Origin of the sequence: Acinetobacter sp. YH01006, assembly GCF_013420445.1 — a bacterium.
Classification (GTDB): Bacteria; Pseudomonadota; Gammaproteobacteria; order Pseudomonadales; family Moraxellaceae; genus Acinetobacter; species Acinetobacter pseudolwoffii.
The window spans coordinates 73,534-86,344 of record NZ_VOYB01000006.1; the positions used below are offsets into that span (position 1 = coordinate 73,534).

Here is a 12,811-nt window from a genome sequence, read left to right on the forward strand (position 1 = left end):
ATGATGAATATGCCTGTGTCTGATCTGCAAAAACCCAAGGCCACTTATGAGCAGGCCACTGCCATCGATAATGCCCGTCTGGGTAATTCCTTTAAAGTGATTGCCTATGCCGGCACAGGTAAAACCACCACACTACAAATGATCAGTGATGCCATGCCTGAACGGCGTGGCATGTATCTGGCTTTCAACAAAGCCATTGCCAGTGAAGCGCAAGCCAAATTTCATCGTGGCGTAGATTGCCGCACTTTTCACTCGCTGGCATTTCGCAGTGTTCCACGTGGAATCACCGACAAGCTGCGTCTGCCCCGTTTAAGTCCAAGCTTTATTGCCAAAGAATACCGTCTGGAACCGATGACCATGCGCCGTATGATGGGTGGGCGTTATGAAAAATATGTCTTGATGCCTTCGCGTCTGGCGAGTTTAGTCGCCAATGCGGTTGGCTATTTCTGTTCGACCAGTTCACAATACCCTGCTCCGCGGCATATTCAGGCACCGAGCTGGTTACATCCAGATGATATTGAGATCCTGCAAAAGAAACTTTATCCGGCCGTAGAACGGCGCTGGCTAGAATCAATCGATCCCAATCATCAGGCCGGGATTGGCCATGATATTTACCTGAAACTCTGGGCGCTGTCTGAACCGAATATTCCGGCCGATTATGTGCTGTTTGATGAAGCGCAGGATGCCGACCCACTCATGCTCGGAATTTTGCTGAAACAGCGGAATACTCAGGTGATTTATGTCGGTGATGCGCATCAGCAGATTTATGCTTGGCGCGGTGCGGTGAATGCCATGCAGCAACTGCCTTTACCCGAATCACGCCTGACCACATCGTTTCGTTTTGGCCCTGAAATCGCGTTAAATGCCAATGCCATTTTAGGTGCACTGAATGAAACCGTGCCTTTGCTTGGCAATCCGTTGTTAGATTCTAAAGTCGTGAATAAACCGCATACCAAAATGCGGGATGCAATTTTATGCCGGACCAATGCCCGGGCCATGGAACTGTTACTTGCCGGACTGGTGCGTGGTGATAAAGTCAGTCTGCAAGCCGATCATGTCAAACTGAATCGTTTTGTCGATGCGGCTGCCATGTTGAAACAGGGCAAACGTGTGGTCGATGTGCCGGAATTGGCTTGGTTTAATTCCTGGCATGATGTGCATGAATACTGTGAAACCAATGAAGGTAGCGATATCAAACCGCTGGTTAAACTAGTCGATGAACATGGCACCGATCCATTGAAAAAAGCCTTGGCCAAAATCACCCCGATTGGACAGGCGGACTATATTATTTCCACTGCACATAAGGCCAAAGGTCTGGAGTGGGAACGGGTGCATATTGAAGATGACTATCAGTTTAAGCTGAATGAAAAAGATCATAAAATTAGTGATGAAGAGCTACGTTTACTTTACGTGGCCTGTACACGTGCTAAAGTAAGCTTAAATATTCATCACATTTATGACCTGATTCAACAACTGAAGATCAAGATGCCGCAGTCGCTTCGTCAAGCCGTCGGTTAAGGTATGGATGTAAAATCATGGTACAGGTGACCTATGCACATCGAAGCGCTTCAACTGAAACACACCCTGCATTTTCCAGAGATTCAGCTTCAGCTTGATCATTCACAATATCCGCTTACCTTAATTTTGGGCAATCAGGGTACTGGCAAAACCACTTTGTTACGCTGTGCTTATCAGGCGCTGACCTGGTTTGCAGCGCGTTATCGCGATAGCCGGGCTGCCGGTCTGGTGATGCCTGATCAGGACATCATGCAACACCGGCTGCAATCCAAAATTGATATCCGGGTTGGCTTTCCCGAAGAGGTTTCAGCGCTTACAGAATCCAGCCAGACTGAAGCTGCACAGCAACAGAGCTGTTCCTGGCAAGTCTATAAGACTTTAAATAGTCAGGGACTCGGCTTTAGCAAAGCAGAAACCGCGCAACTGGACAGCATGCTTGGGCTTTATCAGAAAGCCCGACTCAATGATCCTCTGCTCGGCTTGCCGCTAATTGCCTATTATCCTACCGACCGCTTTGTCAATGACGTCAATCTGATCAGCAAAAACAATCCGGCCATTTTCCATACAGCGTATGCTTACGACATTGGCGCGATTCCGTTTACGACCTTTGCCCGTTTCTTTGAATGGTTGCGTGAAGTCAGTGATATTGAAAATGCGCAAAGCGCCAAGATCATGGATCAGATTTTAGCGCGTGCCTTGCAGCAGCCTGAAGATATTCGGGGAGATGAACTGGCGCGGCAGATTGAAAAAGCGCAAGCACAGCTGCATACCCCGCATTTAACGGCCTTAAAAAACGCCCTGTCGCAGGTACTGCCTGACATCAGCCAGATTGAGTTAAAATACCAGCCCAAGCTGCAACTGATGCTGACCTATCAGGACAAGAGTTTTACTTTTCAGCAACTTCCCAATAGCATCCGCACCTGGATTGCACTGGTGGGCGATATTGTACGGCGTCTTTGTCTGCTCAACCCGAACAGTTTATTTCCATGTCAGGAAGGTACAGGAGTGTTGTTGATTGATGCCATTGATCATCAGCTGGATCAGGATCTGGCAGCAGAGATTCTGCCACGTCTGCATCAGGCATTTCCTAACTTGCAAATTATTGCCACCGGCAACCGACCTGAGTTACTGGAACATGCACAGGCCTTTCAGTGCTTAAGACTCGAAAATAAACAGTTGCATCCAATTCATCTTGAAAGCATGAAAATCCAGTTTGATCAGATCTATGCCGAAATGGGTCTACATACTGATCCAGACGCAATTCCTGCCGAAGAAGCGCTAATAGAAACCGTCACCGAACCGACTACACCGCTTGCTGTATTACAGCGGATTCAGCAACAGTTGAATCCTGAACAGCAGCAGGAATTGTTACGTTTACTTGCTCAGGATCAGCCGACGCTACCGCAATCGCTCTAAGTAACGTTGAAAAACAGTAATGATCGTTTCGATGAATATCGAGATTTATCCAGACCATTTTAGTGCTGTCTTTTTGCAATTGTAAAACTGCATTTAGTCATATTTACAATCAATGCTTGCAATTTAATCTTAATTTTCGGTCACTTCTGGATGATCTGTTTAAGCATCCACCCCACGCCAAAAGCCTGCTCACGTATAATTTATAAGTTCGACATAAAAACGTTGATGTTGTTGTTATCCTGTAATATGATCGGTTTTATTTGCGAATTTCATTGTAAAATCGGAATTTGCTATCGTTTATAAGTTGCGCAATACAACTGTTTTTATATTCTTTTGGCTTTCAAGATTGAGAAGTTTGGGTTGCTCCTTGTAATCCTGTAGTCCTTGAAAGATGAAGATTCACCCTAGGTTGGTCACAACCTAAATCACGACAATGGATACGAGTGTGCTGCCGATTATTATATTGTTACCGTTAGTATTAGGCACAACCCTTGTCTCGTGGCTGAAGCAATTTTCGCGCGGGGTAACGGCTTTAGGGGCAATTGGTGTCAGCCTCAGCAGTTTCTTATTATTATTGAGTCAGGCGCCTGCCATCTTTGATGGTGCCGTGATCATTCAGACCTGGTCCTGGCTGCCCCAGCTCGGGATCGATTTCAGTTTCCGTCTGGATTCTCTGGCCCTGCTGTTTGCCTTGCTGATCAGTGGCATAGGCACCCTGATCTATATTTATGCCTATTATTATCTCAATCCTAAAAATTCGCTGAGCAAACTTTATTTCTTGCTGATGCTGTTTATGGCAGCCATGCTCGGAATTTCATTGTCGAATAACTTGCTGATCCTGCTGGTTTTCTGGGAACTTACCAGTATTTCATCATTTTTACTGGTGGGCTATTGGAGCAATTACGAAGCCGCACAGCGCGGCTCACGTATGGCCTTGACCATTACCGGCATGGGTGGCTTGGCCATGCTTGGTGGCTTCATCCTGCTGGGTCAAATTACCGGCACTTATCAGATTGATCAAATCCTGACGATGACTGAACAGATCCAGTCACATGCGCTATTTGTTCCCACTTTGTTGCTGATTTTACTCGGTGCCTTTACCAAGAGTGCGCAGTTTCCCTTCCATTTCTGGTTACCCAATGCCATGGCAGCACCGACACCGGTCTCTGCCTATTTACACTCGGCCACCATGGTCAAAGCCGGCCTGTTTCTGGTCGCACGTTTACTCCCGATTTTTGCGGGTGCGGCACTGTTTCATAATATTGTGACCTTTGTCGGTCTGTTTACCCTGTGCATGGCCGCCTTTTTTGCCATTTTTAAGGAAGATCTGAAAGGTCTGTTGGCCTATTCAACCATCAGTCATCTGGGTCTGATCATGTGTCTGCTCGGGATTGGTTCTCCACTGGCAGTCGCAGCAGCAATTTTCCATATTATTAACCACGCGACCTTTAAAGCGGCCCTGTTTATGATTGCCGGTATTATCGATCATGAATCTGGCACCCGTGATTTACGTAAGCTTTCCGGTCTGTGGCAACTGCTGCCCTTTACTGCAACGCTGACCATGATCACTGCGGCCTCTATGGCCGGTGTTCCATTGACCAATGGTTTCCTCTCCAAAGAGATGTTCTTTACTGAGCTGGTGGCCAATTTAAGCGGGCCAGTGCTGGTCGGTTCAGCCATTGTGGCAACATTGGCCGGAATTTTTGCAGTCACTTATTCGATTCGTCTGGTGCATGGGGTATTTTTCGACGGCCCACTGGGCAAGCAAGTCCCGAATAAAAATGCGCATGAGCCACCATTTGGCATGCGTGCACCCGCCACTTTACTGGCATTTTTATGTATTTTAGTGGGTCTATTGCCCGCACTTTTGGTCGAAAAAATCGTGAATAGTACCACGCAGGCAACGACTCAAAATTTTGCTTTTGAAGGTACGCATCTGGCCCTCTGGCATGGGTTTAATCTGCCATTATTAATGAGTGTGATTGCTTTGGCCGGTGGTGCAGTATTTTACTTTTCTCTGGCTAAAGGTGGTGCCTTACGTGAAATTGATCTGGATCCAAAACTGGGCCGCTTACAGGGTCGGATCCTGTTTGACCTATTCCTGAAAAATCTGCTGTTAAATTCACGTCGTTTCCGCCGTGCCACTGAAACTGGCAAATTACAAAGCTATTTATTATGGATTGTGATCTTTACCATCGGTCTGGTTGGTTTCCCATTGCTATCCAATGGTATCGGTAGCGGTACGCGTGAGCTGACCCATGCCCCTGCCCTAGCCATTGTCTTGTGGATGTTGCTGTTCTCTGCCTGCTGGATGCTGCTATGGTTCCATCATGAACGGATTAAAGCGGTACTGATCAGTGGTGCAGTGGGTCTGGTGGTGACCATGGTCTTTATTGGCTTCTCGGCACCTGACCTGGCATTGACCCAAATTACGGTCGATGTGGTAACCACCGTCTTGCTATTGATGAGTTTATCTCTGCTACCGCAGCTAACCCCTTATGAATCCAGTCCAACCCAGCGCTGGCGTGATGCGATCATTGCGCTGGGCGGCGGTCTCGGTATTGCCACCATCGCCTGGCTGATCATGACCCGTGATCATAATTCTATTTCATGGTTCTTCCTGCAGCAGTCAATTCCACTCGGCGGCGGCACCAATGTGGTCAATGTGATTCTGGTCGACTTCCGTGGTTTCGATACCTTCGGCGAAATTACTGTACTCGGGATTGCCGCGATTGGTGTGCTTAGCCTTATGGATGGCATGCGTGCGCATGGCACCACCATGACCCAAGGTTTGACCTATCGATTTAATCCCTCCCCCTTGATGTTACGTATCACGGCATCATGGATTTTACCTGTAGCTCTGGTAGTCAGCCTGTATATCTTTATGCGTGGCCATAACCTGCCGGGCGGTGGATTCATTGCAGGATTAGTCACCTCACTGGCCTTAATTATTCAATATATTGCGGTGGGACAGGATAAAACTGAACAGTTGCTGGGTGCCAAATCTGGTCGTTTGTATGAAATCTGGATTGGCGTGGGTTTAACCATTGCCGGTTTGACCGGGGTTGCAGCCTGGTTCTGGTCACGCCCATTCCTGACCAGTGCGCATATTTATGTCTCGCCACCCGTGATTGGAGAAATGCATCTGGCTTCGGCGGCGCTGTTTGATGTCGGTGTCTATGTCACTGTAGTCGGTGCGACCATGCTGATGATTTCTGTCCTGGGCGATTCACGTCACTCCAGTATGACTGGCCCAGTACCAAGAGGATAATAGAATGATGAGTTTAGAATTTTTATTAGCCTCCGCCATTGGTCTACTCGCCGCCACTGGAATCTATCTGATTCTGCGTGCGCGTACTTTTCCGGTGGTGCTGGGCTTGGCCATGATTGGTTATGCGGTCAACCTGTTTTTATTTGCCATGGGGCGGATCCAGATGAATTCGCCTGCCGTATTGACCGAGGCCTCCAGAGTCACCGATCCCCTTCCGCAGGCACTGGTGCTGACCGCCATCGTGATTGGCTTTGCCACCACTGCCTTTATTGTTCAGCTGGCACTGCGTAGCCGTTATGAATCAGGAACAGACCACGTTGATTCAAAAGAAGAAACACCTCAGATTGACCCACGTGAGGATGAGCCTTAATGACTGATCTTCTTCACTTCTGGTCTCAACATACGCCAATTTTCAGTATTCTTTTACCGGCCATTACCGCTTTTAGTCTGGTACTTTTAGGCAATCCGGGTTCTGGCTCCCTGACCACAGACTGGCGTCAGCCTTGGCGTCGTGGTATCAGCCATATCTCGGGTATCTTGGGTCTGATCATTGCGGTCAGTTATTTAATTGACAGCAGTCAGGGTCAAGTCAGTGTATATACACTGGGCGAATGGGCGGCACCTTTTGGGATCGTGCTGGTGCTGGATCAACTCTCTGCCATGATGCTGGTGTTGACCTATGCCCTGGCAGTACCGGTGGTCTGGTATGCCAGTAAAGAATGGGATACCCGTGGCCGTTATTTCCATACCATGGTGCATTTCCTGCTGATGGGCCTGACCGGCGCCTTCCTGACTGGTGACTTATTCAACCTGTTCGTATTCTTTGAAATCTTGCTGATGGCGTCCTATGTGCTGCTATTGCATGGACAGGGCAAGGCGCGTTTCCAGCTGGGAATTCATTACGTCACCATTAACCTGCTGGCTTCTGCGCTGTTCCTGATTGGACTCGGCATGATTTATGGCAGTGTCGGCAGTCTGAACATGGCCGATGTGGCGCGCTTAATGCCTACCTTGGCAGCAGATCAGCATAAACTGGCCGTTGCCGGTGGACTCATGCTATTCGTGGTCTTCGGGATTAAGGCGGCAATGCTGCCGGTGGGCTTCTGGTTACCCAAAACCTATGCCGTAGCCACCACCCCTGTTGCCGCACTCTTTACCATCATGACCAAAGTCGGGATCTATGCGATTTTGCGAATCAATGGAACTGTTTTTGATGATGAGTATAGCCATCAGATTCTAATGAACTGTCTACTGGTGATTGGTCTGATTACTTCAGTTTATGGTGTCATTTGTGCGATTGGTACAGAACGCCTGCGCCGTTTTGTCGGCTTTATGGTGCTGTCTTCAGTCGGCACGATTCTGGTGGCCATTGGTATGAATACGACTGCAGCCTGGGCCGGCGCCCTGTATTATATGGTGCACAGTACCCTGATTGCTGCGGCATTTTATATCTTGTCTGGCTGGATTACCTCACAGCGCGGTGAGTTTAAAGATCATTTTAAAATCGCGCCGCTGATGAAACAGAATAAGCTGGTTTCGATTGTCTATTTCATCATTGCCTTGATGATGGCCGGTTTGCCACCGTTCAGCGGCTTCTTTGGCAAAGTCTTTATTTTGCAGGCTTCTGCCAATTCAGAGCATCAGATGATCATTATCCTGACCATTCTGCTGGTGAGTTTCCTCAGTATTCTGGCTTTTACTCGAGTCGGCTTTATGCTGTTCTGGCGCTCGACCAAACCTGAAGATGATTTGAATTCTGACGATTTCCACAAATATGAAGCTTTACCCAGTAAGGCACCTGCACGTAATGATCACACGATCTATTTGCTACTTGCCGGCTTAACAGCTTATGTTGTATTTGCTGGACCGATCTATCAATATAACTATCAGACGGCAGAACAGATTAAAAACAATCCGGTCTATGAAGCTGCCCTGTTAAAACGTGATGCAGAAGGTCAATTTATTAGTGTGCAACCCTTTGATCCAAGTTATTTGCCAGAAACCAAATATGGTGGCGAGGTGGTGGATCCAAATGCACATCTGATTCCTTATATGATTTCAGAAGCCACTTTAGAAGGTGAAAATATTTCTGAATTCAAACAACGTCAGATTGACCAGCAGCATATTGAACAAACCCAACATGATGATAATCAACTTAAACCGGCGGAGGGACCTTAATGGCTGAATCATTCCTGCAACGTTGGTTCCCGCACCCGTTGGTTTCTGTAATCGTGGGACTCAGCTGGACTTTACTGTCACATAGCACAGAAGCCGGAACCTTGCTGGTGGCCCTGCTTCTGGCGATTGTCATTCCCAAAATGGTCGCGCCGTTTATTGACTATACCCCGAATATCCAGTGGCGGCCTGCGCTGCGTCTGTTCTTTGTCGTGGTCTGGGACATTGTGGTGGCCAATCTTAAAGTTGCAAAACTGGTCTTGGGTCCGACCAAAAACCTACATCCCAAATGGTTCCGTGTGCCTCTGGAAACCGAGCATGAAGAAGTCAACACCTTACTGGCCATGATTATTACCACCACACCGGGCACAGTCACTGCCGGTATTGATCAGGATCGTGGTGATATTCTGGTGCATGCTTTAAGCACGGATGATGAAGCAGCTGAAATCGAGCTGATCAAACAACGTTATGAACAGCCCTTGCTTAAAATTTTCAGCGTACAGACAGGAGAAAAAATATGACGATTCTGCCTTATGCATTAATGATTTGCCTGGGTGCAGTCACTGTCTCGATGTTACTCTGCCTGATCCGACTCATTACCGGCCCTTCTATCGTTGACCGCCTCTTGGCACTCGATACCCTGTTCCTGAATGCCACCTGTCTGATTGTCATTTTGGGAATTTACTGGAGTAGCACTTTTCTGTTTGAAGAGGCCTTACTGGTGGCGATGCTCGGCTTTGTCTCTACAGCAGCTTTGGCGCGTTATTTCACCACTGGCCATGTCATCGACTAGGAGTTTTTAAATGCCGTTAATTTTAGAAATACTAGTTTCGATTTTTTTATTGATTGGTGCTTTCTTCATGCTGGTCGGTGGGATCGGGATGGTGCGCCTGCCCGATCTGTTTATGCGGCTGCATGCACCAACCAAATCCAGTACCTTGGGCTTGGGCAGTTTTCTGATTGCCGCGATTATTTTTTCTGCCATGTACGGCCGTTTCGGTTTTGCTGAAGTGCTGATTACCCTGTTTGCTTTTATCACTGCACCCGTATCGGCCAATCTGATGGCGCAGGCAGCATTGCATTTACGTTTACGCTCGCTAAGTGGTGAGGTTCCAGAAACACTGGAGCGTCCCCTGCCTTGGCAACGTTCACGTCGCCGTGCTTTTTATGAGAAAAAAATGAATCATAAAAATGATGATCTCACTTGATTTGGACTATTTTTAGATAGGTCGATTCACTTCTAATGTTTAAAGTTTCAATAAAGCCAGCTATAAAAAAGCCACCCGAAGGTGGCTTTTTTATTGTCCTAAGACTTATTCATCATCTTTTTTTGCTTCAGCTTCAGGTAAATCCTTCACAGCTTCAGCAATTAGACCAAACATATAGTTACCATAGGCATTGGTCTTGTCGTAATGGAAACGTAGACGAGGTGTAATACGGGTTTTGATACGACGGCTCAGTTCGTGACGCAGGAAACCAGAGGCTTTGTTTAACACCTCTAAAGTTTCTTTATTCGCCGCTTCACTTTGTTCATCGCCCAGCTCACGTCCCATAACAGTGACATAAACTTCCGCATATCCCAAGTCCGGGCTCACCTTCACGGCAGAGATGGTCACCAGACCACCTAAGCGTGGATCTTTCAGCTCCTGACGGATCAGTTCTGACAACTCGCGTTGTACTGTATCCGCCATACGCTTCAGACGTTGACTACCCGCCATTAAAGACTCCGTTTAATCAGTTGAACATCGTACACTTCGATCTTATCCAGTGCTTTGATGTCTTTATAACCTTTCACCGCAAGACCACATTCCATACCGGCACGAACTTCTTCAACCACTTCTTTATAGCGACGAAGAGATTCAAGCTCGCCCTGGAATACCACCACGTCATCACGGAGTACGCGAATCGGTTTGTTACGATGCAATACGCCTTCAAGAACCATACAGCCCGCAGCCGCACCGAATTTACTTGAGTGGAATACTTCACGTACTTGTGCAACACCCAGAATCGTTTCACGATGTTCAGGTGCCAGCTTACCGCTCATTGCTGCTTTCACATCATCAATCAATTGATAGATAATTGAGTAGTAACGAATGTCGATGCTGTCTGCATCGGCTTTTTGACGCGCAGTGTTGTCCGCACGAACGTTAAAGCCAAGTAGAACTGCTTCTGAAGATTCAGCCAGTGTTACGTCAGACTCGGTGATTGCACCAACGCCCGAACCAATAATACGTACTTTCACTTCATCCGTTGCAAGTTCAGCAAGTGCAACATGCAAGGCTTCCAGTGTACCGCGTACGTCAGTTTTCAGCACCACGTTCACGATAGGCACATCTTTCTTGCCCATAGACGCCATGATGTTTTCAAGACGCATTGCAGATTGACGCTCAAGACGTTTTTGACGTTCACGATCCATACGTGCATCGGCAACTTCACGTGCTTTTTTCTCATCGCTAACAACAAGAACTTCGTCACCTGCCATTGGCGCTTCTGGAAGACCCAAAATTTCCACTGGAATTGAAGGACCTGCAGATTTGATACGCTGACCATTTTCATCGGTCATTGCACGAACGCGACCATAAGATGAACCAGCAAGAACCAGGTCACCCACTTTCAAGGTACCGTTTTGAACCAGAATAGACGTGACCGCACCACGGCTGTTGTCTACACGTGCTTCAATCACCACACCTTGTGCAGCACCTTCTTCCGATGCTTTCAATTCAAGCAATTCAGCCTGGATCGAAATCAGGTCTAGAAGTTCATCGATACCTTGACCAGAATGCGCCGAAACCATGGCAACCGGTACATCACCGCCCCATTGTTCAGGTACGATCTGTTTGGTGGTCAATTCGTTCAATACGCGATCTGGATCAGCAGATTCTTTATCCATCTTGTTGATTGCAACAATGATTGGTGTACCTGCAGCACGTGCATGGTCGATTGCTTCTGCAGTTTGTGGCATAACACCATCATCTGCTGCAACAACCAGTACCACGATATCCGTTGCTTTGGCACCACGTGAACGCATTGCAGTAAACGCTGCGTGTCCCGGAGTATCAAGGAAGGTAATAATACCTTTGTCGGTTGTAACGTGGTAAGCACCGATATGCTGGGTAATACCGCCTGCTTCGCCTTGCGCCACTTTGGCACGGCGGATACGGTCAAGAAGCGATGTTTTACCATGGTCAACATGGCCCATGATGGTAACCACTGGTGCGCGCGTTGTTTGTGCACCACGTGCTTCTTCAGCCGCTTCAAGCAGGTTATCTTCAGCTTGCGTATCAGAAACCAATACCGGGTTATGACCCATTTCTTCTACGATTAACGCTGCAATTTCCTGATCAATGGCTTGGTTCTGAGTAACCAGCTCACCCATTTTCATGAGAGATTTAATAACTTCACGAACCTTGATCGCCATTTTCGCAGCCAGGTCAGCCACAACAATGGTTTCACCAATTTCAACATCGTAAACCTGTTTCTTCACAGGTTTTTCGAAGCCGTGCTTATTGCCCTGGCTGGTTTTCAAACCGCGTTTAGGCTGTTTGCTGAAGCTCTGTTCTTCCTGACCACGACGTCCACCTTTTTTCGGTGCACGTGCAGCTGGGGTATTGGTACCACGTTTGATCTCGCGGTCTTCTTTGGCAAATGAGTCTTCATATGCCTGACCTACCAGACCGGCAGCAAGCGGAGAATCATCTACGACACGAATCGTTGCTGTTGTATCTTCAGCGGTGTACTTAGACGCCATCTGACGCATTTGTTCAAGCGTACGTTGCTGCGCTTCTTCAGCCGCTTTACGACGTGCTGCTTCTTCAGTCGCTTTTAATTGCGCTGCCTGAGCTTCACGTGCTTTTTTCTGTTCAGCCGTTTCAGTTTGTTTAACAACCTGTTTTACAATCGGCTTGTTGGTCGATTTGCGTTTTACCACGACTGCCGCTTTAGAAACTTCTTGCTTGTCGCTGGTTTGTTTTGCAGCAGCACGCATCGCTTCTAGAGCTTTACTCGCGTTATTTACGCCAGTTTTCGGAGCTTCAGCAGAAGAAGCAGCTTGTGCTGTATTCTGCTCAGGCGCAGCTTTGGCCTGTTGTTCAGCCTTGGCTTTCGCCAATGCTTCTGCTTTGATCTGTTCTGGATCAGGCTTAACAAATGTATGCTTCTTGCGAACTTCTACATTAATCGTTTTCGCCTTACCTGAAGTACTCGCAACTTTTGCAGTACTGGTTGTTTTACGTTTCAACGTGATTTGCCCTGCTTGGCTTTCTGAACCTTGTGATTTCTTCACATGGCTCATCAAGCTATCTTGTTGTTCGGTGGTAATAATATCGTCAGCTTTACGCTGTGGTAAACCTGCCTCACGAACCTGCTCTAGGAGCTTCTCAACTGGACGACCCACGCTGAGGGCTAACTCTTTAATCGACTTGTCCGTCATAT

At 47.6% G+C, this 12,811-nt stretch carries 10 protein-coding genes; 8 read left to right on the forward strand and 2 right to left on the reverse strand.

What is annotated here, in order from left to right:
* Positions 1-15 precede the first annotated feature (15 nt).
* The 8 genes from FTT73_RS07265 (at position 16) to FTT73_RS07300 (ending at position 9,588) form a co-directional block, all read left to right on the forward strand.
* Entirely contained in the window at positions 16-1,518 is a 1,503-nt protein-coding gene (locus FTT73_RS07265) for a UvrD-helicase domain-containing protein (RefSeq protein ID WP_034608364.1), read from the forward strand.
* 33 nt (positions 1,519-1,551) lie between these two features.
* Positions 1,552-2,934 carry an AAA family ATPase gene (locus FTT73_RS07270; protein WP_180191222.1) on the forward strand — a complete coding sequence of 461 codons (1,383 nt, stop codon included), beginning with the start codon at positions 1,552-1,554 and terminating at the stop codon, positions 2,932-2,934.
* Between the two features lie 433 nt (positions 2,935-3,367).
* A complete protein-coding gene (locus tag FTT73_RS07275; protein WP_180191223.1) occupies positions 3,368-6,205 on the forward strand; it encodes a monovalent cation/H+ antiporter subunit A in 2,838 nt (945 codons plus the stop codon).
* 4 nt (positions 6,206-6,209) lie between these two features.
* On the forward strand, positions 6,210-6,575 hold the full coding sequence (locus FTT73_RS07280; protein ID WP_005168933.1) for a Na+/H+ antiporter subunit C: 366 nt from the start codon (positions 6,210-6,212) through the stop codon (positions 6,573-6,575).
* On the forward strand, positions 6,575-8,383 hold the full coding sequence (locus tag FTT73_RS07285; RefSeq protein ID WP_159138538.1) for a monovalent cation/H+ antiporter subunit D: 1,809 nt from the start codon (positions 6,575-6,577) through the stop codon (positions 8,381-8,383). Before FTT73_RS07280 ends, FTT73_RS07285 begins: the two co-directional genes overlap by 1 nt.
* Entirely contained in the window at positions 8,383-8,901 is a 519-nt protein-coding gene (locus tag FTT73_RS07290; protein ID WP_179999316.1) for a Na+/H+ antiporter subunit E, read from the forward strand. The genes FTT73_RS07285 and FTT73_RS07290 overlap by 1 nt, the downstream gene beginning before the upstream one ends.
* Positions 8,898-9,173 (forward strand): monovalent cation/H+ antiporter subunit F, encoded by a 276-nt coding sequence (locus FTT73_RS07295; RefSeq protein WP_005094376.1) that lies wholly within the window; start codon positions 8,898-8,900, stop codon positions 9,171-9,173. Before FTT73_RS07290 ends, FTT73_RS07295 begins: the two co-directional genes overlap by 4 nt.
* Positions 9,174-9,183: 10 nt before the next feature.
* Positions 9,184-9,588, forward strand: coding sequence for a Na+/H+ antiporter subunit G (locus tag FTT73_RS07300; RefSeq protein WP_005094378.1), 405 nt, complete (start codon positions 9,184-9,186; stop codon positions 9,586-9,588).
* Between the two features lie 105 nt (positions 9,589-9,693).
* Here FTT73_RS07300 and FTT73_RS07305 read toward each other — a convergent pair whose 3' ends face one another.
* Both FTT73_RS07305 and infB read right to left on the reverse strand, forming a co-directional pair.
* Positions 9,694-10,098 (reverse strand): ribosome-binding factor A, encoded by a 405-nt coding sequence (locus FTT73_RS07305; protein WP_005094380.1) that lies wholly within the window; start codon positions 10,096-10,098, stop codon positions 9,694-9,696.
* Positions 10,098-12,809, reverse strand: coding sequence for a translation initiation factor IF-2 (gene infB / locus FTT73_RS07310; RefSeq protein WP_005094383.1), 2,712 nt, complete (start codon positions 12,807-12,809; stop codon positions 10,098-10,100). Before infB ends, FTT73_RS07305 begins: the two co-directional genes overlap by 1 nt.
* Positions 12,810-12,811: the final 2 nt, after the last annotated feature.

Coding starts and splice junctions, on each gene's coding strand:
- infB (WP_005094383.1), bottom strand. CDS start 12,809: ATGACGGACAAGTCGATTAAAGAGTTAGCCCTCAGCGTGGGTCGTCCA.
- FTT73_RS07285 (WP_159138538.1), top strand. CDS start 6,575: ATGACTGATCTTCTTCACTTCTGGTCTCAACATACGCCAATTTTCAGT.
- FTT73_RS07275 (WP_180191223.1), top strand. CDS start 3,368: ATGGATACGAGTGTGCTGCCGATTATTATATTGTTACCGTTAGTATTA.
- FTT73_RS07300 (WP_005094378.1), top strand. CDS start 9,184: ATGCCGTTAATTTTAGAAATACTAGTTTCGATTTTTTTATTGATTGGT.
- FTT73_RS07270 (WP_180191222.1), top strand. CDS start 1,552: ATGCACATCGAAGCGCTTCAACTGAAACACACCCTGCATTTTCCAGAG.
- FTT73_RS07295 (WP_005094376.1), top strand. CDS start 8,898: ATGACGATTCTGCCTTATGCATTAATGATTTGCCTGGGTGCAGTCACT.
- FTT73_RS07290 (WP_179999316.1), top strand. CDS start 8,383: ATGGCTGAATCATTCCTGCAACGTTGGTTCCCGCACCCGTTGGTTTCT.
- FTT73_RS07280 (WP_005168933.1), top strand. CDS start 6,210: ATGATGAGTTTAGAATTTTTATTAGCCTCCGCCATTGGTCTACTCGCC.
- FTT73_RS07305 (WP_005094380.1), bottom strand. CDS start 10,098: ATGGCGGGTAGTCAACGTCTGAAGCGTATGGCGGATACAGTACAACGC.